The 22,723-nt window shown below is 30.0% G+C and carries 25 protein-coding genes and 1 rRNA gene; 16 read left to right on the forward strand and 10 right to left on the reverse strand.

Going from position 1 to position 22,723, the window contains the following annotated elements; genetic code table 11:
- From H8R92_RS11895 to dnaA, 8 genes are all read right to left on the reverse strand, one after another.
- A 16S ribosomal RNA gene (locus H8R92_RS11895) occupies window positions 1–108 on the reverse strand; the annotation flags it as partial.
- Between the two features lie 485 nt (window positions 109–593).
- Window positions 594–3,146 (reverse strand): DNA gyrase subunit A, encoded by a 2,553-nt coding sequence (gyrA, locus tag H8R92_RS11900; protein WP_022211007.1) that lies wholly within the window; start codon window positions 3,144–3,146, stop codon window positions 594–596.
- 21 nt (window positions 3,147–3,167) lie between these two features.
- Window positions 3,168–5,081: a DNA topoisomerase (ATP-hydrolyzing) subunit B gene (gene gyrB, locus H8R92_RS11905; RefSeq protein WP_022211006.1), complete on the reverse strand. Its 1,914-nt coding sequence runs from the start codon at window positions 5,079–5,081 to the stop codon at window positions 3,168–3,170.
- A 54-nt stretch (window positions 5,082–5,135) separates the two neighbouring features.
- A complete protein-coding gene (remB, locus tag H8R92_RS11910) occupies window positions 5,136–5,396 on the reverse strand; it encodes an extracellular matrix regulator RemB (protein ID WP_022168301.1) in 261 nt (86 codons plus the stop codon).
- A gap of 73 nt (window positions 5,397–5,469) precedes the next feature.
- Entirely contained in the window at window positions 5,470–6,558 is a 1,089-nt protein-coding gene (recF, locus tag H8R92_RS11915; protein WP_186835578.1) for a DNA replication/repair protein RecF, read from the reverse strand.
- Window positions 6,559–6,621: 63 nt separating this feature from the next.
- Entirely contained in the window at window positions 6,622–6,825 is a 204-nt protein-coding gene (locus tag H8R92_RS11920; protein ID WP_022211004.1) for an RNA-binding S4 domain-containing protein, read from the reverse strand.
- 47 nt (window positions 6,826–6,872) lie between these two features.
- Window positions 6,873–7,973, reverse strand: a complete 1,101-nt coding sequence (gene dnaN, locus H8R92_RS11925) for a DNA polymerase III subunit beta (RefSeq protein ID WP_186835579.1) — start codon at window positions 7,971–7,973, stop codon at window positions 6,873–6,875.
- Between the two features lie 277 nt (window positions 7,974–8,250).
- Window positions 8,251–9,615, reverse strand: a complete 1,365-nt coding sequence (gene dnaA / locus H8R92_RS11930) for a chromosomal replication initiator protein DnaA (RefSeq protein ID WP_186835580.1) — start codon at window positions 9,613–9,615, stop codon at window positions 8,251–8,253.
- A gap of 522 nt (window positions 9,616–10,137) precedes the next feature.
- On the opposite strand from dnaA, the gene rpmH reads away from it, so the two are divergent.
- The 11 genes from rpmH (at window position 10,138) to H8R92_RS11985 (ending at window position 19,052) form a co-directional block, all read left to right on the forward strand.
- Window positions 10,138–10,272 (forward strand): 50S ribosomal protein L34, encoded by a 135-nt coding sequence (gene rpmH, locus H8R92_RS11935; protein WP_022168296.1) that lies wholly within the window; start codon window positions 10,138–10,140, stop codon window positions 10,270–10,272.
- A 61-nt stretch (window positions 10,273–10,333) separates the two neighbouring features.
- A complete protein-coding gene (rnpA, locus tag H8R92_RS11940) occupies window positions 10,334–10,684 on the forward strand; it encodes a ribonuclease P protein component (protein ID WP_022211001.1) in 351 nt (116 codons plus the stop codon).
- Complete coding sequence (yidD, locus tag H8R92_RS11945) at window positions 10,684–10,896, forward strand: membrane protein insertion efficiency factor YidD (RefSeq protein WP_186835581.1); 213 nt, start codon at window positions 10,684–10,686, stop codon at window positions 10,894–10,896. The genes rnpA and yidD overlap by 1 nt, the downstream gene beginning before the upstream one ends.
- 14 nt (window positions 10,897–10,910) lie before the next feature.
- On the forward strand, window positions 10,911–11,678 hold the full coding sequence (gene yidC, locus H8R92_RS11950; protein ID WP_186835582.1) for a membrane protein insertase YidC: 768 nt from the start codon (window positions 10,911–10,913) through the stop codon (window positions 11,676–11,678).
- 28 nt (window positions 11,679–11,706) lie between these two features.
- Window positions 11,707–12,330 (forward strand): RNA-binding cell elongation regulator Jag/EloR, encoded by a 624-nt coding sequence (jag, locus tag H8R92_RS11955; RefSeq protein ID WP_022210998.1) that lies wholly within the window; start codon window positions 11,707–11,709, stop codon window positions 12,328–12,330.
- Window positions 12,331–12,464: 134 nt separating this feature from the next.
- The gene (gene mnmE, locus H8R92_RS11960) at window positions 12,465–13,838 is read left to right on the forward strand and encodes a tRNA uridine-5-carboxymethylaminomethyl(34) synthesis GTPase MnmE (RefSeq protein ID WP_186835583.1); all 1,374 of its coding nucleotides are present in this window, start codon (window positions 12,465–12,467) and stop codon (window positions 13,836–13,838) included.
- A 12-nt stretch (window positions 13,839–13,850) separates the two neighbouring features.
- Window positions 13,851–15,752: a tRNA uridine-5-carboxymethylaminomethyl(34) synthesis enzyme MnmG gene (mnmG, locus tag H8R92_RS11965; protein WP_022210996.1), complete on the forward strand. Its 1,902-nt coding sequence runs from the start codon at window positions 13,851–13,853 to the stop codon at window positions 15,750–15,752.
- 1 nt (window position 15,753) lies between these two features.
- Window positions 15,754–16,473 carry a 16S rRNA (guanine(527)-N(7))-methyltransferase RsmG gene (gene rsmG, locus H8R92_RS11970; RefSeq protein WP_186835584.1) on the forward strand — a complete coding sequence of 240 codons (720 nt, stop codon included), beginning with the start codon at window positions 15,754–15,756 and terminating at the stop codon, window positions 16,471–16,473.
- A gap of 390 nt (window positions 16,474–16,863) precedes the next feature.
- Window positions 16,864–17,625: a ParA family protein gene (locus H8R92_RS11975; protein ID WP_186835585.1), complete on the forward strand. Its 762-nt coding sequence runs from the start codon at window positions 16,864–16,866 to the stop codon at window positions 17,623–17,625.
- Window positions 17,626–17,637: 12 nt separating this feature from the next.
- Complete coding sequence (locus H8R92_RS11980; RefSeq protein WP_022210993.1) at window positions 17,638–18,513, forward strand: ParB/RepB/Spo0J family partition protein; 876 nt, start codon at window positions 17,638–17,640, stop codon at window positions 18,511–18,513.
- Window positions 18,514–18,551: 38 nt separating this feature from the next.
- Window positions 18,552–19,052: a DUF4446 family protein gene (locus H8R92_RS11985; protein ID WP_186835586.1), complete on the forward strand. Its 501-nt coding sequence runs from the start codon at window positions 18,552–18,554 to the stop codon at window positions 19,050–19,052.
- Between the two features lie 26 nt (window positions 19,053–19,078).
- Here the strand turns inward: H8R92_RS11985 and yyaC are convergent, their stop codons facing one another.
- Both yyaC and H8R92_RS11995 read right to left on the reverse strand, forming a co-directional pair.
- On the reverse strand, window positions 19,079–19,639 hold the full coding sequence (gene yyaC, locus H8R92_RS11990) for a spore protease YyaC (RefSeq protein ID WP_022210991.1): 561 nt from the start codon (window positions 19,637–19,639) through the stop codon (window positions 19,079–19,081).
- Window positions 19,640–19,728: 89 nt separating this feature from the next.
- On the reverse strand, window positions 19,729–20,883 hold the full coding sequence (locus H8R92_RS11995) for an aminotransferase class V-fold PLP-dependent enzyme (RefSeq protein WP_186835587.1): 1,155 nt from the start codon (window positions 20,881–20,883) through the stop codon (window positions 19,729–19,731).
- Between the two features lie 175 nt (window positions 20,884–21,058).
- Between H8R92_RS11995 and H8R92_RS12000 the strand changes: the two genes are divergently transcribed.
- The 5 genes from H8R92_RS12000 (at window position 21,059) to rpsR (ending at window position 22,661) form a co-directional block, all read left to right on the forward strand.
- Complete coding sequence (locus H8R92_RS12000; RefSeq protein WP_022210989.1) at window positions 21,059–21,298, forward strand: putative Se/S carrier protein; 240 nt, start codon at window positions 21,059–21,061, stop codon at window positions 21,296–21,298.
- Between the two features lie 23 nt (window positions 21,299–21,321).
- A complete protein-coding gene (locus H8R92_RS12005) occupies window positions 21,322–21,504 on the forward strand; it encodes a DUF951 domain-containing protein (protein WP_022210988.1) in 183 nt (60 codons plus the stop codon).
- 114 nt (window positions 21,505–21,618) lie between these two features.
- The gene (rpsF, locus tag H8R92_RS12010) at window positions 21,619–21,906 is read left to right on the forward strand and encodes a 30S ribosomal protein S6 (RefSeq protein WP_186835591.1); all 288 of its coding nucleotides are present in this window, start codon (window positions 21,619–21,621) and stop codon (window positions 21,904–21,906) included.
- 16 nt (window positions 21,907–21,922) lie between these two features.
- Window positions 21,923–22,381, forward strand: coding sequence for a single-stranded DNA-binding protein (locus H8R92_RS12015; protein WP_022210986.1), 459 nt, complete (start codon window positions 21,923–21,925; stop codon window positions 22,379–22,381).
- A 37-nt stretch (window positions 22,382–22,418) separates the two neighbouring features.
- Window positions 22,419–22,661, forward strand: coding sequence for a 30S ribosomal protein S18 (gene rpsR, locus H8R92_RS12020; RefSeq protein WP_022168278.1), 243 nt, complete (start codon window positions 22,419–22,421; stop codon window positions 22,659–22,661).
- Window positions 22,662–22,723: the final 62 nt, after the last annotated feature.

Genomic DNA, 22,723 nt, shown 5'->3' on the forward strand with positions numbered 1-22,723 from the left:
ACCCGTCCGCCGCTAAATCCATTCCCGAAGGAATTTCATTCGCTCGACTTGCATGTGTTAGGCACGCCGCCAGCGTTCGTCCTGAGCCAGGATCAAACTCTCAATAAAAAGTTTAATCTGTTTTGCTCAAATTACTTTGAGTCTTTATAAGACTTAAAAGAATTGCTGGTTTTATATTAACTATATTCTGTTCAATTTTCAAAGACCATTTTATCTTGCCGCCCTTAAGCGACTTCTATAGCTTATCATCTCATCTTGTTACTGTCAATACTTTTTTCAAAAGTTTTTTTGTAACATTTCATTACTTGATGAAGATGTTTGTCGTTTCAGCAACTTTACTGTTGTTTGTTGTCCTGTCGACGTGTTTTAGTTTAACATTTATATTCTATTTAAAACCAATTAAATACTGATATTTATTAAAATTATTATTAAAATACTTTATTTTTCTTTATTAATCTAATAAAATCACATTGTGATACACAAGGCTACGAGTACTACTATTTTATATCTATTCTTCCCTTTTAACCCCCATTTTATCCAAGTAAATTAAACAAAGGCTACCAAATTTCTTGGCAGCCTTTTTATTATTCTTCTTAATCTTCTTCACTTTCTATTTGTGATTCTGCTTCTTCAACTAATCTATCTAAGCTAGTATCTTCATTTAATTCTAAATGTTCATTTTCTAGATTATCTGTTAATGATAACTGTTGATCTTTTTCTTGCATTTCACTTGCTGATATTTTAGCTATAGCTGCAATTCTCTCTTCATCAGAAGTTCTCATTAATCTAACTCCCATTGTAGCTCTACTAGTTACAGATACATCTGATACATTAATTCTTATAGCTACACCACTTGTATTTATAAGCATTAATTCATCTTCAGCCTTACATACTGTTGCCCCAACAACCTTACCAGTTTTTTCACTTATTTTGTATGTTATTAAACCAACTCCACCTCTATTTTGTCTCTTATATTCAACTAAAGGAGTTCTCTTCCCAAATCCATTTTCACTTATTACTAATAAATCTTCATCATCAACTGCTATATCCATGCAGACAGCAATATCATCTTCTCTTAAGTTCATCGATTTAACACCAGCAGCAGTTCTACCCATTGCTCTTACATCTTGTTCATTAAACTTAATGGCATTACCATGTTCAGATACTATAACTATATCAGCATCTCCTCTAGTAACTTTTACCTTAAGAAGTTCATCACCTTCTCTTAAGCTTATAGCTATAAGTCCGTTCTTTCTTAAGTTCTTGAATTCTGATAAGTGAGTTTTCTTAACAAGACCTTTCTTAGTTGCCATGAATAAATATCCTTCTCTTATTTCATCAGCAATAGTAAGTACAGTTTCAATTCTTTCATCTTGTTCTATTGGTATAAGGTTGATTATATTAGTTCCCTTAGCAGTTCTTCCTGCATCTGGAATCTCATATGCTCTCTTCTTGTATACTCTTCCTTTGTTTGTAAAGAATAATACATCTGAATGAGTTGAAGTTATTAAAACATTTTCTACAAAATCATCTTCCTTTGTAGTCATTGCTTGAATACCTCTTCCCCCTCTTCTTTGAGCTGAATATGTATCAGCAGAAATTCTCTTAATATATCCTGAATTAGTTAATGTGATAACAACATCTTCTTCTTGAATTAAATCTTCTATATCTATTTCATTAACTACTTTTTGAATTTCAGTTCTTCTTTCATCGTTGTACTTGCTCTTTATCTCTATAAGCTCTTCTTTGATTACTCCTAGAAGCTTCATTTCATCAGCTAATATACTATTTAAATATTCAATGTATTGCATAATTTCGTTAAGTTCTTCTTCTATCTTATCTCTTTCAAGAGCTGTTAATCTTCTTAACCTCATCTCTAAGATTGCTTGTGCTTGCTTATCACTTAATTGAAATCTTTCCATTAATGTGCTTTTTGCAATATCACTATTTTTAGAACTTCTAATAATATTGATTACATCATCAATGTTATCAAGTGCTATTTTTAAACCTTCTAAGATATGTGCTCTCGCTTCTGCTTTATTTAGTTCAAATATAGTTCTTCTAGTAACCACTTCTTTTTGGAATGCTATATAATGAGTTAATACTTCCTTAAGATTTAATACTTTCGGCTCATTATCTACTAATGCTAACATGATAACTCCAAATGTATCTTGCATCTTTGTATGCTTAAATAATAAATTTAAAATTACATTAGGATTAGCATCTCTCTTAAGCTCTATTACTATTCTCATACCTTCTCTATCAGATTCATCCCTTAAATCTGATATTCCAGTAATCTTCTTATCCTTCACTAAATCTGCAATATTCTCTATAAGCTTAGCTTTATTAACTTGATATGGAATTTCAGTAACTACTATTCTGTTTCTTCCATTTTCCTCTTCAATTTCAGCTTTTGCTCTAACAACAATCTTTCCTTTTCCTGTTTCATAAGCTGCTCTTATACCAGCTTTCCCCATAACTATTGCACCAGTTGGAAAATCAGGTCCCTTTATTGCTGTCATAAGTTCTAAAACAGTAGTTTCTGGATTATCTATAAGCATTATTGTTCCATCGATAATTTCTCCCAGGTTATGTGGAGGTATATTAGTTGCCATACCTACTGCTATACCTGATGAACCATTTACTAAAAGGTTTGGATATCTTGAAGGTAATACTACTGGTTCTTTTTCTTCTCCATCAAAGTTTGGCATAAAATCAACAGTTTCTTTTCTAATGTCTCTTAGCATTTCCACTGCTATCTTATTCATCTTTGCTTCTGTATATCTCATTGCTGCTGCACTATCTCCGTCTACAGAACCAAAGTTTCCATGTCCATCAACTAACATATATCTTAAAGAAAAATCTTGCGCCATTCTTACTAATGCATCATAAACTGAGGAATCACCATGTGGGTGATACTTACCTAAAACTTCCCCAACTATTCTGGCACATTTTCTGTATCCCTTTTGAGGCTCTAATCCTAATTCTTGCATTGAGTAAAGTATTCTTCTATGAACTGGCTTAAGACCATCTCTTACATCAGGAAGTGCTCTACCAACTATAACACTCATAGCGTAGTCGATATAACATTTTTTCATCTCGTTATTTATATCAACATGGATATATTTTCCCTCATTTAAATTCATGTACTTCACCTCGTATTAGTACTAAATATCTAAGTTACTAACTTTCTTAGCATTTTTTTGTATAAACTCTCTTCTTGGTTCAACTTTATCTCCCATTAAGATAGTGAATATTTCATCAGCTGCAATAGCATCTTCCACTGTAGCTTTTAAAAGTATTCTTTCTTCTGGATTCATTGTAGTATCCCATAATTGGTTTGCATTCATTTCACCAAGACCTTTGTATCTTTGTATATCAACTGAACTATCTTTACCGCCCATTTCATTAAGAGCACTTTCTAACTCTTCATCAGTATATGCATAAATTTCTTTTTTACCTTTGCTTACCTTGTAAAGTGGTGGCTGAGCTATAAATACATGTCCTTCATCAATAAGTGGTCTCATATATCTATAGAAGAACGTTAATAATAATGTTCTAATATGTGCACCATCTACATCGGCATCAGTCATGATTATGACTCTGTTATATCTAAGCTTTGATACATCAAAATCCTTTCCAATACCAGCACCAAAAGCTGTAACCATTGATCTTATTGAATCTGCATTTAATATTCTATCTAATCTTTGTTTTTCAACATTTAATATCTTTCCTCTCAGTGGAAGTATAGCTTGGAATTTTCTATTTCTACCTTGCTTTGCTGAACCACCAGCTGAATCTCCTTCGACTATATAGATTTCACATTCCATTGGATCTTTAGAAGAACAATCAGCTAATTTACCTGGTAATGTTGATCTTTCAAGTACAGATTTTCTTGTAAGCTCTCTAGCTTTTCTCGCTGCATCTCTAGCTCTTGCTGCCATTAATGCTTTATCTATTATTATTTTTCCTACCGCTGGATTTTCTTCTAAGAATGTACCTACTCCATCAGCAACGATTGAATCAACTACTCCTCTTACTTCAGAGTTTCCAAGCTTAGTCTTTGTTTGTCCTTCAAATTGTGGTTCAGATATCTTCACTGAAACTACTGCTGTAAGACCCTCTCTTACATCATCTCCTGAAAGATTCTTATCGCTTTCTTTTATATGGCCGAACTTTTTAGCATAATCATTGATAACTCTTGTTATTGCTGTCTTAAAACCAACTAAATGAGTTCCACCTTCTATTGTATCTATGTTATTAGCAAATGAATAAAGATTTTCTGTATATCCATCATTGTATTGTAATGATACTTCAGCGATGATTCCATCCTTTTCTCCCTCAACATATATTGGTTCTGGATGTAATACATCTTTATTTCTATTTAGATAATTTACGAATTCCTTTATACCACCTTCGTAGTAGTAAGTTTCACCCTTTTCTTGACCTTCTCTCTTATCAGATAAGGTGATACGAATTCCTTTATTAAGAAAAGCAAGTTCTCTTAATCTGCTTTGTAATATTTCAAACTCAAATTCTGTTGTCTCAAATATCTCATGATCAGGTTTAAACCAAGTCTTGGTACCATGACCATCACTTTCACCTATTTGAGTAACATCACCTAAGATATTTCCTCTTGAATATTTTTGTTGCCACACCTTACCTTCTCTTGTTACTGTAACTTCACAAGCTTCTGATAATGCATTAACAACTGATGCCCCAACACCATGAAGCCCTCCGGATACTTTGTATCCTCCACCACCAAATTTTCCACCAGCATGTAGCACTGTCATGATAACCTCAATAGTTGATCTTCCAATCTTTGGATGTATTCCTACTGGCATACCTCTCCCGTTATCTACTACAGTAATAGAATTATCTTCATTTATCGTAACTTCAATATGGCTACAGAATCCTGCTAATGCCTCATCAATACTATTATCAACAATTTCATAAACTAAATGATGAAGTCCTCTTGAGCTTGTAGTCCCTATGTACATACCCGGTCTTTTTCTTACTGCTTCTAAACCTTCTAAAACCTGAATCTGACTTTCATCATAACTTTGCTTGTTTTCTGTCAAGACATATTCCTCCTTAATCTTTTATATATATAAACTAAAGGCTAAATATCGGACTTAAGGATTATAATCAATATTCGTTCTCTTTGTTAATGTTGACGATGAAATTGGTGATAAATAAACCTTACTCATCTTATTAACTTCAGCTATAACAAATGATTTTGGGCTCTCCTTAGAAATTTTTTCAACAAATCCATCTTCTTCAGCCATTCTTAAAAAAGATATGGTATCTGAACTATACATAGAATTATGTATATCAAATATTCCTATCACATCTTTTATTGGTACTACTACATTCTCTCCTAAATGTAAAAACATACTATTTCCTCCTTGTAAGTAAGATTTAAATGCTTTATTCAATCCAACTTATTCTCCTAAAGACAGAATTTCCTTACGAGTTTACAATTTCTCCATTCTTAACTTTAAAGACTTTTGCCTTTTCGTCTAAATATTCATATAAATCTTCTATACCAGTACATGTAATAACAGTCTGTATCTGTCCTATTGTACTTAAAATATATTTTTTTCTATTAAAATCTAGTTCTGATAATACATCATCTAAAAGTAAAACTGGAAATTCTCCTGTAAGCTCTTTTATTATTTCTAGTGATGAAAATTTCATAGTTAATACTGCCGTTCTCTGTTGTCCTTGGGATCCATAGCTCTTAGTATCAATATCGTTTATATAGACAAAAAAATCATCCCTATGTGGACCAATGGATGTTATTCCTCTATCGCAATCCTTACTTCTATTTTTTTCTAATAGCGTGTAAAAATTTTCTTTAATATTTTCTAAGTCCTTTATAGTACTAATATACTTAAAATTTATTTTTTCTTTTCCCGATGTGATATCAGAGTGTATTTTTTCAGCATACTTGTTTAAACTTTCAATGTATTTAATTCTATCCCTAATTATATTATATCCAAATTCAACCAATTGCATATCATATATTTCCAACATTTCACTACTGGTATTTCTATTTCTTAAAAGTATATTCCTCTCATTAAGGACTTTATTATATTGAACTAGATTATAGTAATACTTAGGATTTAACTGACATAATTCCATATCAATAAATTTTCGTCTTACTCCAGGAGAATCTTTTATTATTCTAAGATCCTCCGGAGAAAACATCACAACATTGAAATTCCCAAATAATTCGCCTATTTTTTTTATTTTTATTTTATTAATCCTTATGGATTTTTTTCCGTCCTTAAGAATGCTTATATCTATCCTTTTATCAAGTCTTTCTCTGCCTACATCAACACTTATAAATGCATGCTCACCATTCCAATTAATAAGTTCTTTATCTTTTGATGTTCTATGAGATTTTGCAAAAGCACAGTAATATATAGCTTCTAGTATATTAGTTTTTCCTTGAGCATTATCTCCCATGAACACATTAACATTAGGACATAATTCAATATCTAATGCATTATAATTTCTATAATTAAGCATTTGTAGTCTTTTAATAAACATCTTAAACACCCATAATATTATAACATATATAAACTTTTAATAGCTAATTTAAAAAAATAGCCTTTACACTACCTTAAAAGTTTCACCATTAAATTCTACAATGTCACCTCTATATAATTTTTTTCCTCTTTGAGTACAAACTTCACCGTTTACTTTTACTAATTCATCTAAAACATACATTTTAGCTTCTGAACCTAATGATGCTGCCCCACAGAATTTTAAGAATGAATCTAATTTTATAAATTCAGTTTGAATTTTAACTTCCATAGTTTTATCTTTCTTGCATATATATACGTTTATTATGCAAGTTCCTCCTATCTTACTAATCTAACAGGTAAAACTAAATATTTTGAATTATTCATATTTTTTCCTTTTATTACACAAGGAGTTATACCTGATGTCATTTCCATGACAATTTCATCTTCTTCCATACTCTTAAGAACATCCAATAAATATCTTGAGTTAAATGCAATTTGAACCCCTTCTCCTTGCAGACTTATCGCAACTTCTTCTCTTACTTTTCCCAATTGAGAATTAGAAGTGATAATTAAAATGTCTTCTTGTACATCTAATTTGATTAAGTTACTATTTCCATCTTTAGCCATTAAAGAGGCTCTTTCAATCCCATTTTGCAGTTCTTGCTTTTTAACATTAACAATTAGTTTATGTTCTTGAGGTAAAAGTGAATTATAATTTACAAATTTACCTTCTAGTAATCTTGAAATTACTTTTGTAGTTTTTAAATTAAATAAAATATGATTGCTTGTGAAGGTAATTTCAACCAAATCTGAATTATCTTCTAAAATTTTAGATACCTCATTTAAAGTTTTTCCAGGAATTACGACTTCTATGTCATTATCTATATCTAAAAGTTCATTTCTGATGGCCAATCTATATCCATCTAATGCAACTAAGTTTAATTGTTTATCTTTTACTTCAAAAAGAATACCTTGAAGTATTGGTCTTACTTCATCTTGAGCAATAGCAAATGAAGTACCTTTTATCATATTTTTTAATAGATTTTGTGGAACTTCAACTTTTAAATCCTCGTTTATTGTTGGTAACATTGGATAATCACTTGGATTCATGTATACCAAGTTAAATACTGACTTTTCACAAGTAACTTGTATTAAATCATTATCAGCTATTTCTATTTTTACATCTGAGTTTGGTAGTTTTCTAATAATCTCACCAAATAATCTAGCATCTAAGACTATTTTTCCAGCTGTAGTAACTGTAGCTTCTACTTTAGTTTCAATACTTACATCCATGTCTGATCCAATAAGTGTTAAACCTTCATCATTAGCCTCTATGTAAATACCTTCTAAAATTGGCATTGTAGTTTTTCCAGTTATAGCTTTAGTTACTATAGAAATACCTTCTTGTAATTTTTGTTTTGAACATATGAAATTCATAAGACAACCTCCTAAAGTTATGCACAGTTATGCACATAGATTTATAGACAATATATATAGATAATATAATATAATTATTAATAATAATAGTAGTAGGGCATGTGGATATGTGGATAACTATCATAAACACTGATTTTTTCTATGTTTATAAGAAAAAAATACTGTGGATAAGTTGGTGACAAATTTGAGCACTTATCCACAATATCCACACACTAATAATTTTTAAAAAGATATCCACCTATTATTCACAGGTTATTATCAACAGGTGTGGATAACTTTATTTTTGAGTTATTTTTTTAGTTATGTCATCTATTGTACGTTGCAGGCTTTCATCGCTTTTTAAGCCTTCAGAAATCTTTTCATAAGCATGAATAACCGTTGTATGATCACGTCCTCCAAATTCTTCACCTATCTTAGGAAGAGACATATCTGTAAGCTTTCTGCTTAAATACATGGCTATTTGTCTAGGGTATGCAATATTTCTTGTTCTTCTTTGAGATTTTAAATCTTCTACTCTTAAATTAAAATAAGCTGATATTACATCTTGAATAAGATCAATAGTAATATTTTTATTTTGCTTATTTGAAATAATATCTTTTAATGCTTCAGTTGCTAAATCAACGGTAATTTCTCTATTGGTTAGAGAAGAGTACGCAACTATTCTTATTAGTGCACCTTCTAACTCTCTTATATTAGATTTAATTTTTGTAGCAATATAAACCATAACTTCATTTGGAACGTTTAATTTTTCTACATCGGCTTTTTTCTTTAATATAGCCATTCTAGTTTCAAAATCAGGCGCTTGTATATCAGCTATGAGCCCCCATTCAAATCTAGAACGAAGTCTATCTTCAAGTGTTGGAATCTCTTTTGGTGGCCTATCAGATGATAGAATTATTTGCTTATTAGCATCATGTAGAGTATTAAATGTATGGAAGAATTCTTCTTGCGTTCTTTCCTTACCAGCAATGAATTGAATATCATCGATTAAAAGAACATCTACACTTCTATACTTAGTTCTAAATTCCTCGTTTTTATCATCTTTAATAGAATTGATAAGTTCATTAGTAAATTTTTCAGAAGAAACGTAAACTACTTTAGCGTTTGGGTTTCCTTGAAGTATGTAATGACCTATTGCATGCATTAAGTGAGTTTTTCCAAGTCCAACGCCTCCATAAATAAATAGAGGGTTATAAGCTTTAGCTGGCGATTCTGCAACAGCTAAAGATGCAGCATGAGCAAATCTATTACTGTTACCGATAACAAAAGAATCAAAGGTATATTTGGGATTTAATGTACTTGACATTTCATCGCTTACAGTAATGCTCATTGAATCTTTATGGCTTTGCTCGCTTGAATCTGCTGGTGTATTAGAATTAGCTTCTTGGATCTCTGATTCAGTAAGAAATTCAACATTGTACTGCTTAGAGCAAGCTGAATATATTGAGTTTATTACTAAATCTTTATATCTTTTTTCTAATATATCTTGAGTGAAGACATTAGGAACACTGATTTTAATAGTATTGGATGAAATTGATATAGGCTCACAACTTTTGATCCAGGTATTAAAACTAACTTCAGACATCTCGCCTTTAATAATATTTAGGGTATTTTCCCATATTTTTTTTAAATCAGTTTCCATATAGCTTATCCTCCAAAAAAAATTATAAACAATTTAGTCACAGGTTAGTCACAAAGTTATCAACAGAGACAAGCTGCTGTTAATAAAGTGAATAAAAGTTATTCACATGTTGACAAATATGTAGATAACATAATTATAATATATTTATCCACAGATATGATATATGTAATTTTAAACAATAAAAAAAGTGCATAAAGCCAGTAAATTCGACAATACTACATACTGTATAACAAAATATCAAATAAATTTGAACAAGTTATACACAAAGATATCCACAATTGTGGATAAGTTGAGTTATTCACAAACTTATTCACACTTATGTTAATAATATCATATATACATGTGGGTTTTCAATAAGTTATCCACAATTTTTAAAACTGTGCATAACTTTATCAACATGTCCACGTCATTTAATTCATATTGACACGAAAAAGGTAAGTATATATAATAATAAGGTAAATTTTAATTTAAGAAGATATAGTTTTTACTATAGAAATTTAGCTTAAAGGGGGTGCATTGTTAATGTTCATGACATACCAACCAAAAAAGAGACAAAGAAAAAAGGAACATGGATTCAGAAAGAGAATGTCTACTGCATCAGGAAGAAACGTTCTTAGAAGAAGAAGACAAAAAGGTAGAAAAAAATTAACAGCATAAGGGCCGCAGATGTGGCCTTTTTCTGCATATGCAGATAGTTAAGGAGCGTATAATATTACTTATGATATATAAATTAAGAAAAAACGCAGAATTTAGACTTGTTTATAAAAGAGGAAAGTCCTATGCTAACAACTTATTGGTACTATATATTTTTCCTAATAAGAAGAATAAGGATGATAATAATCTTACTTATAATAAATTAGGGATATCTGTTAGTAAAAAAGTAGGTAATAGCGTAGTTAGAAGTAGAAGCAAGCGATTGATATATGAAGCTTATAGATTAAATTATCATGAACTAAAGCCAGGATATGATTATGTATTTGTAGCTAGAAGTGCTATAAAGGATAAAAAATATTCTGATGTGGAAGGGGCTATGAAAAATTTATTTAAAAAGGCAGGAATATATTTGTAATGAAAAAAGTGCTTTTGCAAATAATAAATTTATATCAAAAATATTACTCTCCAACAAAGCCTGCTAGATGTATTTTTGTACCATCTTGTTCGCAGTATGCTATGGAATCAATAGAAAAATATGGTTCCATTAAGGGGAGTTGTATGGCTATCAAAAGAATTTTAAGGTGTAATCCTTTTAACAAAAACGGGGGATATGATCCTGTAAAATGAGGAGGTTATTTTGAATGTGGAGTGCTATAGTAAATGGAATGACTGCAGTCTTCAGTGCGTTGCACAATTTTATAGTATCTTTAGGGATACCAGAAAATAAAGAAGGTCTTTCTTATGTATTAGCGATTTTTATATTTACATTAATAATAAGATTGCTGATTTTACCACTAAATATTAAGTCTACTAAGTCAAATGCAAAAATGCAGGAAATACAACCTGAATTAAAGAAGATCCAAGCAAAGTATGCTAATGATCCTCAAAAAATGCAATTAGAGACTTCAAAACTGATGAAAGAAAATAATGTAAGTATGTTTGGAGGATGTCTTCCTGCATTATTACCATTACCTATATTATTTGCTTTATATTATGTATTTAGAAATATACAGCCAACTGATGGTGCTGATTTATCTTTCTTATTCATAAATAATGTATTTGCTATGCCAACAAACATGTTTAACTTTACTTCAATAATACTTGGTATATTTGCTGCATTAAGTACTTATATACCATCATTATTATTAAGTAAGTCAATGGCTAGCAATACTGAAGATAGCCCAATGAATATGGCAACAATGAACATAGTTATGGCGGGAATGATGGGCTTCATGGCACTTCAATTTCAACCAATACTAGTTATTTACTGGATAATTGGAGGTATTATTCAATTAGTTCAAACATATTTTATTAATTATTTGCCAGCTAAGAAAAAAGCTGAAGAAAAAGCTAAACTAGAAGCAGAAAAAAAGGTATATGCACCAAAGTCTAAAAAGAAAAAGAAATAAGTTAATACTTATAGGTGGTGAATAGACTATGAAAACAATAGAAGTCAATGGTAGAACTGTTGATGAAGCTTTAGAAACTGCTTTAAAGGAATTAAAGGTTGATAAAGATAAAGTAACTGTAGAGGTAATTGATGAAGGTAGTAGAGGTTTTTTAAATCTTATAGGTGCAAAACCAGCTAGAATCAAGGTTACTATTAAGAGAAATGCTGCAGAAGATGCCAAAGAATTTTTACATGATGTGTTAGAAGCTATGGGAATAAATGCAGAATTAGAAATTAAAGAAGAAAAAGGATTACTATCTATCAATATTAGTGGTGATAAGATGGGATTAGTTATTGGATATAGGGGGGAAACCTTGGATTCATTACAATATCTTACTTCTTTAGTTGTTAATAAGAATCATGAAAATGAATATATGAGAGTTTCTTTAGATACAGAACATTATAGACAAAAAAGAGAAGAAACTTTAATAAGGTTTGCGCAAAAGATAGCATATAAGGTTAAGAAATCTGGAAGACCTTATAAATTAGAACCAATGAATCCATATGAAAGAAGAATAATTCATTCTGCTTTACAGGAGTATAATGATATAAATACTTATAGCGAAGGTGAAGAGCCATTTAGAAGAGTAGTTGTAAGTATTAAAAGATAGTGAAAAAAGGTGCCGTTTTGGCACCTTTTTTCATTTTTTGTTTTTTTGACTTATATAAAATAGTCTTGTAAAATGAATATTAGCTAATTTAGGGTATAATAACTAATAAAATATATTCTAAGGAGGATATATAAATGCGAGATTTTGATACAATATGCGCTATTGCTACACCTATTGGTGAAGGTGGTATTGCAATAATAAGAGTTTCAGGTGAAAATGCATTAGAAATAGTATCTAAGGTATTTAGAGCTAAAAGTGGAACTGATATAAAGAACATGAAATCATACACTATGAAATATGGACATATTTATGATGGTGATGACCTTATAGATGAAGTAATAATAAGTTATATGAAAGGACCTAGAAGCTTTACAGCAGAAGATGTAGTTGAAATAAACTGCCATGGTGGAGTAGTTTCAACAAATAAGGTTCTAGAAAGCATAATTAAAGCTGGGGCAAGAATTGCTGAACCAGGAGAATTTACCAAGAGAGCTTTCTTAAACGGAAGAATTGATTTATCACAAGCAGAAGCTGTTATGGATCTTATAAGAGCTAAGACAGATTTATCTATGAAGTCTGCTTTAATGCAAAGTTCAGGGTATTTATCAAGACATATCAATAAATTAAGAGAATATATGCTTAATGTAATGGCTTTAGTTGAGTTTGCAGTAGATTTTACAGAGGATGATGAAGAAATAGATCCAAGTATCCCTAAAAACGTGGAAAAAAGCTTAAAGAGTGGTATTGAAGAAATGGAAGTGCTACTTAAAGGAGCAGATGCAGGAAAGATTATTAGAGAAGGATTAAGCTTAGCCATTGTAGGTAAGCCAAATGTAGGAAAGTCTTCTTTGTTAAATGCATTGCTTAGAGAAAAGAGGGCAATAGTTACTGATATAGCTGGTACAACTAGAGATATCATAGAAGAGTACATAAATTTAGATGGAGTGCCAGTAAAAATTATAGATACAGCAGGTATCAGAGAGACAGAAGATGTTGTAGAAAAAATTGGTGTAGAAAGATCTAGAGAAAAGTTAGAAGAAGCTGACTTAATATTATTAGTAATGGATTCATCACGAGAAATAAGTGAAGACGATAAGGAAATAATAGAGCAAGTTAAAGGTAAGAAAACAGTTTTAATATTAAATAAAATTGATTTAGAGCAAAAACTTGATGAAAAATATATCAAAGATTTTGAAAATATAATCAGAATATCTGCCAAGGAAGAAATAGGATTAGATGAACTAAAGCAAAATATAAAAGATTTATTCTTTAGCGGAGCTATTGAAACAGAAAGTCTTATAATTTCTAATTCAAGACATAAGCAGGCATTGATAAGAGCATTGGAAAATGCAGAAGAAGCATTGGTAAGAGTACAAAGAAATGAATATTTAGATTTAATTTCAATATATGTAATGTCTTCTTTAAAAGCATTGAACGAAATAACAGGTAATGAATTAGAAGAAGATTTAGTTAATAAAATTTTTGGCGATTTCTGTGTAGGAAAGTAGGAGAAATAAGAAATGAAACATAAATATAAATACGATGCAGGAGAATATGATGTAATTGTTGTTGGAGCAGGTCATGCAGGGTGTGAAGCATCACTTGCTTCAGCAAGAATGGGATTAAAAACATTAGTATGTACTATTAATTTAGATTCTATAGGATTAATGCCTTGTAATCCTAATATAGGAGGAACTGCTAAAGGTCACTTAGTTAGAGAAGTTGATGCTTTAGGAGGAGAAATGGGGGTAAATATTGATCATACATTTATCCAATCAAGAATGCTTAATACATCAAAAGGTCCGGCAGTACATTCTTTAAGAGCACAAGCTGATAGAAAGAAGTATCAAGAAAGAATGAAATCTATCTTAGAAAAGCAAGAAAACTTAGATGTAAGACAGTTAGAAGTAATAGATATTGAAGTTGAAGATGGAAAAGTAGTTGGTGTATTAACTAGAAATGGTGCATTCTTCAAATGTAAAGCTGTAGTACTTACTACAGGAACATATTTAAGAGCTAAGATAATTATTGGGGAAACTACATATAATAGTGGACCAAATGGATTAGCAGCAGCCAATGAATTAACACAAAGTTTAATGGATTTAGGAATTTCTACAAGAAGATTTAAAACTGGAACTCCAGCAAGAGTTAATATGAGATCTATTGATTTTTCTAAAATGGTAGAACAACCAGGTGATGATAAAATTGTACCATTTTCATTTATGCATGATAATGTGGATAGACCACAGGTATCTTGTTGGCTAACTTATACAAATGAAGAAACTCATAATATAATAAGAGATAATATTGATAGATCACCTATGTATAATGGATCTATTGAGGGGGTAGGCCCAAGATATTGTCCATCAATAGAAGATAAGGTAATGAAGTTCCCAGATAAGAATAGACATCAAATATTTATTGAACCAGAAGGGGAAGATACATTAGAAATGTATGTAGCTGGTATGTCATCATCATTACCAGAAGAAGTACAAATTCAAATGTATAGAACATTAGAAGGGTTAGAAAATGTTGAAATAATGAGAACAGCATATGCCATTGAATATGATTCAATAGATCCAACGCAACTTAAATCTACATTAGAGTTTAAAGCAATAAGTGGATTATATGGAGCAGGACAATTAAATGGAAGTTCTGGATATGAAGAGGCAGCTGCACAAGGATTAGTTGCAGGGGTAAATGCTGCACTTAAGGTTCAAGGAAAAGATCCAATGATTTTAACTCGTTCTGATGGATATACAGGAGTTTTAATTGATGACTTAGTAACTAAAGGAACTAATGAACCATATAGAATGATGACTTCAAGAGCTGAATATAGATTAATTTTAAGACAAGACAATGCTGACTTTAGATTAACTGAAATAGGAAGAGCTGTAGGATTAGTTTCAGATGCTAGATATGAAAGATTCCAAGAAAGAAAAACAGCTGTTGAAAATGAAATAGAAAGACTTAAAAACTTACAAATAACAAATAAGAAAGAAGTTAATGAATTTTTAGTAAGTTTAGGCTCAGCAGAACTTAAAAAGCCTATAAGTATGTATGAGTTAATTAAGAGACCAGAAGTTGATTATTTCTCATTAGCACCTTTAGATCCAGAAAGACCAGAACTTAAAGAAGATATTGGTGAACAAATGAACATTATTTCTAAGTATGAAGGATATATAGAAGCACAAATGATTCAAGTAAACCAATTTAGAAAATTTGAGAAAAAATTATTACCTGAAGATATAAATTATAATGATGTTAAGGGTCTTAGAATAGAAGCTATTCAAAAATTAGAAAAGATTAGACCAGTAAGTTTAGGGCAAGCTTCAAGAATTTCAGGAGTTTCTCCAGCTGATATTTCAGTTTTAGTAATTTACTTAGAAAATCAAAGCAAAAAGAAAAATAAGGAGGTCTAATATGAGATTTTTTGAAGAATTAAAAATAGCAGCTAATGATGTAAATCTTGAATTAAGTGAAAAGCAATATGAGCAATTTATTAAATATATGAGACTTGTTCAAGAATGGAATGAAAAAATAAATTTAACAGCCATAACAGAAGATGAAGAGTTTATTAAAAAGCATTTTGTTGATTGTATAAAGGCATTTAAGTCTAAAGCTATAGCAGAAGCTCATACGATAATAGATGTAGGGACAGGTGCTGGTTTTCCAGGAATACCTATAGCTATTATGCATCCAACTGCAAAAATAACTCTTTTAGATTCATTAAATAAGAGAATTAACTTCTTAAATCTTGTAATTAAAGAGTTAGGACTAACTAATGTTACAACAATTCACTCAAGAGCAGAAGATGGAGCAAGAAATCCAGAACTTAGGGAAAAGTTCGATGTGGCTACTTCTAGAGCAGTAGCAAATATGGCTGTATTATCAGAATTTTGCATGCCATATGTAAAGAAAAATGGGCATTTTGTTGCTCTAAAGGGACCAGCTATAGAAGAAGAATTAGAAAATGGAAAAGCAGCTATTAAAATATTAGGTGGAGAGCTTAAAAATATAATAGAAGTATCTATAGAAGGAACAGATTTAAGACATAATATAGTTGAAGTATTAAAAGTTAGGGAATGTAATAAAAAGTATCCTAGAAAAGCTGGAACAGTAAATAAAAATCCATTAAAATAAAATGTTTTATAAATTCTATAGCACTTTCTTTTTAGTAAGCGCTATAGAATAATATTTATAACAATAATATAAAATGGTTAATAAATTATTGTTTTTATACCTAAAAATCAATAAAAAAGGTGGACACTAGCGTGTCCATTTTTTAATTAAGGCTAATTAAATTTTTATATAAAAGTATATAAAAAGTTACGGAAGTGATTAACTGGTGAAGCGTTAATTCTTAATTTGCATATGGGTTAAATTCAAAATAGATTTTACAAATCTATTTTGAATTGTTTCACGTGAAACAATTTACCGAAATTTTATAGTGTCTGTACTTTTATTATGTAAAAAAACTATATATAATATAAAGAGGAGAGGGGGGATTAATCCCAGAAATTAGGGAGTTTTATGAAGAAGATATGTATTTTTAATCAAAAAGGCGGAGTAGGAAAAACTACAACAAATATTAATCTATGTGCATGTTTAGCTATGGAAGGATATAAAGTATTAACAATTGATATAGATCCCCAGGGAAATACTACAAGCGGATTAGGGTTAGATAAGAAAAATCTACAATTTTCTATGTATGATGTTTTAATAGCAGATGTACCTTTAAAGGATGTTATATTAAAAAGTGAATTAATACAAAACTTATACATAGCACCATCTACCATGGAATTAGCTGGTGCTGAAGTTGAAATAATAAATAAAGAAAATAGAGAAACAATACTATTAGAGCAAATAAAAACTGTAGAAGATCAATATGACTATATTTTTATAGATTGTCCACCATCATTAGGATTTTTAACAATAAATGCTTTAACAGCAGTAAATTCAGTGTTAATACCAATACAATGTGAATTCTATGCATTAGAAGGTGTTGGTCAATTAATGAATACCATAGGGCTAATTAAGAAGTCTTTAAACCCAGATTTAGATATAGAAGGCGTATTAATGACTATGTATGATTATAGGACTAATTTAAGCAATGAAGTATATTCTGAAGTTAAGAATTTCTTTAAAGACAAAGTATACAAATCTACAATTACAAGAAATATTAGATTAGCAGAAGCACCAAGTTTTGGCCTGCCTATAATGCTGTATGATGAAAAATGTAAGGGTGCTGATGCATATAAGGCGCTTACAAAAGAGTTTTTAGATAGACAATAGAAAGGTGATATTATGAGTAAGAAATTTGGGCTAGGCAAGGGATTAAATGCTTTAATTCCAGACGAAGTATCTAATAATATTAATAGTAAAAAAGAAAATAATAAAGATGGAGTAGCACTTATTGATATTAACTTAATAAAAAACAATAATGAACAGCCAAGAAAATTATTTGATGATGAAAAAATATTAGAATTGGCAGAGTCTATTAAACATAATGGAATTATACAGCCTATTATATTAAGAAAAGTAGGTAATAATTATATTATTGTGGCAGGAGAAAGACGTTGGAGAGCTGCTAAGCTTATAGGAATAAAAGAAATTCCTTCAATAATAATGGATTTAACAGACAAGCAAGTTATGGAAATATCTTTAATTGAAAATATACAAAGACAAGATTTAAATTCAATTGAAGAAGCAAATGCTTATAAGAAGCTTATATCAGAGTTTAATCTGACACAGGAAGAGTTAAGTAAGAGACTGGGAAAATCAAGAACAGCTATAACTAATACCATGAGATTATTGAATCTTTCTGAAGGAGTAAAGCAATATTTAATTGAAGGTGTGATTTCAGAGGGGCATGGAAGAGCACTGCTTTCAATAAATGAGGCTAATCTACAGTGTGAAGTGGCACAAAAGGTTATCGATGATAAGCTATCAGTACGTGAACTTGAAAAATTTATAAAGGATTGCAAAGAAAAGAAAGTTGCTAAACCACATAAGAAAGAAAATGAAGAGTTAAATCCATACTACAAGGATATTACTGAAAGGTTACAAGGGTATTTTGGAACTAAGGTAAATATAAGCAATAAAAATAATAAAGGGAAAATAGAGATTGAATATTATTCATATGAGGACTTACAAAGAATATTAGATATAATTAAGCTATAATGTTTCACGTGAAACATTGAAAGGGAGAAAATGAATAAATGGATAAGATATTAAATATTATTAATGAATATTCGATTTTTATAGTTTTAGGATTAGCAATAATCACGATACTATTATTTTTAATTACAATAGTATTAATGATATCAGTAAGCAAGGTTAATAAGAGATATAAAAAGATGATGCGTGGATCTAAAGGAAGAAGTATCGAGGAACTTATAAATAGTAATTTAGATAGAATTGAAGAAGCAGTACAAAACTCTCAAAAATCATTAGAAATCACCAATGGATTTGAAGAAGCATTAAAAGGCTGTGTTAATAAAGTGGCAATAATGAGATATAAAGCTTTTGAAGATGTAGGAAGTGATTTAAGCTTTTCTATTGCACTTTTAGATTCACATAATGATGGTATTGTTTTAACAGGTATATATAGCAGACAAGATAGTACTACTTATGCAAAACCAATAGATAAAGGTATATCTAGATATGAATTATCAGAAGAAGAATTACATGTTTTAAATGAAGCAATGAGCAAAGAATAATATAAAAAAATCTGTATCAAACTTATTCAGTTTGATACAGATTTTTTTATTAATTTACAAAATAAGCTTATACCATTTGAAATAGAATCAGCTAAAGTCATAACAGTATATAACCTTGTATTTTGAAGTAAGGTAAAATCCATACAACCTGAAATATTTACAATACCTTTAATAGACATATTACCTATGGGTGGTAGGGATTTATTAAAGGCAGCACCAGGTGATAAAGGCTTGTTTTCAATAATTATCTTGCCGATATTATGAACTGAACCTAATGCAGCATCTATGGCAACTATATAGGGATTATTAAAATTGATTTTAATTTTATCTAATATAGTAAGTATATTGGTGGCATGAATAGGGCTTTCTAAAGAGCCATATACATATATGTTTTTGGGAATAATTGGTTTAAGTTTATAACCTATTAATGGACCCAAAGAATCTCCAGTACTTCTATCTGTGCCAATACATAAAAAAATTATGTCTCTATTATCATCGATAATGGGCTTTAAATTTTTTATGAAATATGCTTTAATCTCTGAACTTGAAGTGGGAGAAAAACCATCAATACAACACATATCTTTCATTTATTACCTCCTATAAATAATTTCAAAACAATTTCATTATTTATGAGTATGGGCATTAGAAAAACATAGTATTCAATGAAAAAAGATTTCTAATATAATTTATTTATTTTATTCAAACTATGGATAACGTATTTTATTTCTTCTATAGTATTAAAATAGCCGATACTGAATCTGACAGTTCCATTAGGATATGTACCGATGGTTTTATGAGCAAGTGGAGAGCAGTGAAGACCACTTCTATTGCTTATTCTAAAATCAGAATCTAAAATGTATGATAATTCACTTATATCTAATTTATCATGTGAAAATGATATACAAGTAGTTCCTTTTTCAGGTGATAAATCACCGTATATTTTATAGTTTGGTATATTAGATATTTCTTCTACAAGATATTTTCTTAGATAGCTATTATGTTCATATATGGTTTTAAGACCTTCTTTTCTAATAAATTTAAGGCCTTCGTTTAAGCCAACTATTCCTGGAATATTTAATGTTCCAGATTCAAATTTATCAGGTAGGAAGTCAGGTTGATTTAGTGCGTGAGAAAGACTACCAGTACCACCTAAGATAAATGGGATGCATATTTCATTTAGCTCATCACTTATTATAAAACCACCAATACCTTGTGGACCAAGTAAACTTTTATGACCTGTAAAAGTTAAAGCACTTAAGTTTAACTCTGAAAAATCTACAGAAAGTACACCAGCACTTTGAGCGCTATCTAAAATAAAGAATATATTATTTTCCTTACAAAGTTTTCCGATTTCTTTTATAGGTTGAATAGTTCCTAAAACATTAGAAGCATGAGTTAGAATGATAAGTTTTGTATTAGGTTTTATTAAAGCCTTGATACTTTCCACATTAATTATTCCTAAGCTATTTGCTTCTGTTATATCTAAGTCAATAATATTAGATTCTTTTAAGTTCCATAGAGGTCTTATAACAGAATTATGCTCTATAGAAGATGTGATTACATGGTCTCCTTTTTTTAATATGCCATTTATAAGTATATTAAGGGATGAGGTTATATTATTAGTAAAGATAACATTTTCTATCTTAGGAAAATTAAAAAATGAAGCGATGTTTTCTCTTGTATCAAAGACATATCTATTTGATTCCAAAGCATTGGTATGATTAGAACGTCCACTATTTCCACCAATATTAGTTAAGAAATTATATATAGAATCACATACCGCTTTAGGCTTAGGAAAAGAAGTACTAGCATTATCTAAATAAACATTCATAAAAAACTCCTTAAAGTATATTAATATAAAAAATCAAAAAATTTCCTTTATAAATTATAATAGAAGAAAAATTTAAAAAATCAATAGCAAAATATTTTGTATATATTGAAAAATAAGTATAATATACTATGGGTATTAAATAATTGTAAATATGCCATCAGGGAGTGATATAAAGATGAAATATTATATAATAGTATTTAAAAATACATTAGATGCTATGAGCGGAGAAAAAACTGTGAAGGAAATGGGATTATCCTTTAGAATGATGCCTACACCAACCTCAATAACTCAAAGCTGTGGTTTATGTGTAAGATTAGATGATGAAGAAGCAGTAAATAAAGTAATAAATGAAGGAAATATATCTTATAAGAATATATATAAGAGAGAAAATAATGAATATTCAATGGTAAGATAAATACTAAAAAGGAGGGGTAGGAAATGATAGATAAGTTTGACCTTGGAGATATAGTTGAAATGAAGAAGCAACATCCTTGTGGTAGCAAAGAATTTGAAGTGATTAGGCTAGGCGCTGATATAAAAATAAAATGTGTAGGTTGTGGGCGAATAGTGATGCTTCCAAGGGTAAAGTTCCAAAAAGAAGCAAAAAAGGTTATAAAATAAAGACAAATAAAATAAAAAAAACTTGAAAATAAATATTTATAGTGATAAAATTTTAAATTGTAATCCCTGCTACACAAAGTGTAGCCGTGAGTCCGAGGGGAGGAGGTGAAAATGATGAGAAAGTACGAAACTATATTTATATTACACCCATCATTAGATGAAGAGGCTGTTAAAGCTAACATCGAAAAGTTCAAAGGTGTTATAGAAAATGGTGGAGGAACTATCGAAAACGTAGATTTCTGGGGTAAGAGAAAACTTGCTTATGAAATTGCTAAAGTTAACGAAGGTTTCTATACTTTAATAAACTTTGAAGCTAACACTGAATTACCAAAAGAATTAGATAGAGTATTCAGAATTACTGATGGTGTTATAAGACACATTGTTGTTAAACAAGAAAACTAATTAGGTGGTGTTTTAAATGAATAAGGTAATACTTATAGGAAGATTAACAAAAGATCCAGAACTAAGATATACTCCTGGTAATGGAACGGCTGTTACCACCTTAACATTAGCGATTGATAATTACAACAGTAAGACTGGTGAAAAATCTGCTGACTTTATTCCTGTAGTAATATGGGGAAAGCAAGCTGAGAACACTGCTCAATACATGAGTAAAGGTAGTCAAATTGCTATAAGTGGTAGAATTACAACTAGATCTTATGATGCAAAAGATGGCACTAAGAGATATGTAACCGAAGTTGTTGCTGATACATTTAACGGTGTATCCTTCTTATCAAAAGGTAATGGAGGAAGCAATAACGGTGGTTCATTCAACGGTGGCGGTTCTGATTATTCACATTCTGCAGATGATGTATTTGGCGGAATGGGCTTTGATAATGACATGACTCCAGTAGATGATGGAGATATGCCATTCTAAGGAAATATCTAATTTTATAAAAAAGGAGGTAAGACAGATGAGAGATATGAAAAGAAACGGAAAAATGAGAAGATCTAAGAGAAAAGTATGTGCTTTCTGTGTTGACAAAGCTGAATCAATAGATTACAAAGATGTTAACAAATTAAGAAAATTCGTTACTGAAAGAGGTAAGATTCTTCCAAGAAGAATTTCTGGAACTTGTGCTAAGCACCAAAGAGAATTAACTTCTTCAATAAAGAGATCAAGAAATATAGCTTTATTACCATTCACAACTGAATAGTAATAAGTTTAGGAGTCCCTGATTTTTCAGGGGCTTTTATTTTTTACAAAAAAATAAAATAT

Origin of the sequence: Clostridium lentum (assembly GCF_014287815.1) — a bacterium.
Classification (GTDB): Bacteria; Bacillota; Clostridia; order Clostridiales; family Clostridiaceae; genus Clostridium; species Clostridium lentum.

What these genes read in the sequence shown, in the direction of transcription:
- gyrA (WP_022211007.1), bottom strand. Translation starts at nt 3,146, where the DNA reads ATGAATTTAAATGAGGGAAAATATATCCATGTTGATATAAATAACGAG.
- remB (WP_022168301.1), bottom strand. Translation starts at nt 5,396, where the DNA reads ATGTTTTTACATTTAGGAGAGAATGTAGTAGTACCAATAAAAGATGTG.
- recF (WP_186835578.1), bottom strand. Translation starts at nt 6,558, where the DNA reads ATGTTTATTAAAAGACTACAAATGCTTAATTATAGAAATTATAATGCA.
- H8R92_RS11920 (WP_022211004.1), bottom strand. Translation starts at nt 6,825, where the DNA reads ATGGAAGTTAAAATTCAAACTGAATTTATAAAATTAGATTCATTCTTA.
- dnaN (WP_186835579.1), bottom strand. Translation starts at nt 7,973, where the DNA reads ATGAATTTCATATGTTCAAAACAAAAATTACAAGAAGGTATTTCTATA.
- dnaA (WP_186835580.1), bottom strand. Translation starts at nt 9,615, where the DNA reads ATGGAAACTGATTTAAAAAAAATATGGGAAAATACCCTAAATATTATT.
- rpmH (WP_022168296.1), top strand. Translation starts at nt 10,138, where the DNA reads ATGTTCATGACATACCAACCAAAAAAGAGACAAAGAAAAAAGGAACAT.
- rnpA (WP_022211001.1), top strand. Translation starts at nt 10,334, where the DNA reads ATGATATATAAATTAAGAAAAAACGCAGAATTTAGACTTGTTTATAAA.
- yidD (WP_186835581.1), top strand. Translation starts at nt 10,684, where the DNA reads ATGAAAAAAGTGCTTTTGCAAATAATAAATTTATATCAAAAATATTAC.
- yidC (WP_186835582.1), top strand. Translation starts at nt 10,911, where the DNA reads ATGTGGAGTGCTATAGTAAATGGAATGACTGCAGTCTTCAGTGCGTTG.
- jag (WP_022210998.1), top strand. Translation starts at nt 11,707, where the DNA reads ATGAAAACAATAGAAGTCAATGGTAGAACTGTTGATGAAGCTTTAGAA.
- mnmE (WP_186835583.1), top strand. Translation starts at nt 12,465, where the DNA reads ATGCGAGATTTTGATACAATATGCGCTATTGCTACACCTATTGGTGAA.
- mnmG (WP_022210996.1), top strand. Translation starts at nt 13,851, where the DNA reads ATGAAACATAAATATAAATACGATGCAGGAGAATATGATGTAATTGTT.
- rsmG (WP_186835584.1), top strand. Translation starts at nt 15,754, where the DNA reads ATGAGATTTTTTGAAGAATTAAAAATAGCAGCTAATGATGTAAATCTT.
- H8R92_RS11975 (WP_186835585.1), top strand. Translation starts at nt 16,864, where the DNA reads ATGAAGAAGATATGTATTTTTAATCAAAAAGGCGGAGTAGGAAAAACT.
- H8R92_RS11980 (WP_022210993.1), top strand. Translation starts at nt 17,638, where the DNA reads ATGAGTAAGAAATTTGGGCTAGGCAAGGGATTAAATGCTTTAATTCCA.
- H8R92_RS11985 (WP_186835586.1), top strand. Translation starts at nt 18,552, where the DNA reads ATGGATAAGATATTAAATATTATTAATGAATATTCGATTTTTATAGTT.
- yyaC (WP_022210991.1), bottom strand. Translation starts at nt 19,639, where the DNA reads ATGAAAGATATGTGTTGTATTGATGGTTTTTCTCCCACTTCAAGTTCA.
- H8R92_RS11995 (WP_186835587.1), bottom strand. Translation starts at nt 20,883, where the DNA reads ATGAATGTTTATTTAGATAATGCTAGTACTTCTTTTCCTAAGCCTAAA.
- H8R92_RS12000 (WP_022210989.1), top strand. Translation starts at nt 21,059, where the DNA reads ATGAAATATTATATAATAGTATTTAAAAATACATTAGATGCTATGAGC.
- H8R92_RS12005 (WP_022210988.1), top strand. Translation starts at nt 21,322, where the DNA reads ATGATAGATAAGTTTGACCTTGGAGATATAGTTGAAATGAAGAAGCAA.
- rpsF (WP_186835591.1), top strand. Translation starts at nt 21,619, where the DNA reads ATGAGAAAGTACGAAACTATATTTATATTACACCCATCATTAGATGAA.
- H8R92_RS12015 (WP_022210986.1), top strand. Translation starts at nt 21,923, where the DNA reads ATGAATAAGGTAATACTTATAGGAAGATTAACAAAAGATCCAGAACTA.
- rpsR (WP_022168278.1), top strand. Translation starts at nt 22,419, where the DNA reads ATGAGAGATATGAAAAGAAACGGAAAAATGAGAAGATCTAAGAGAAAA.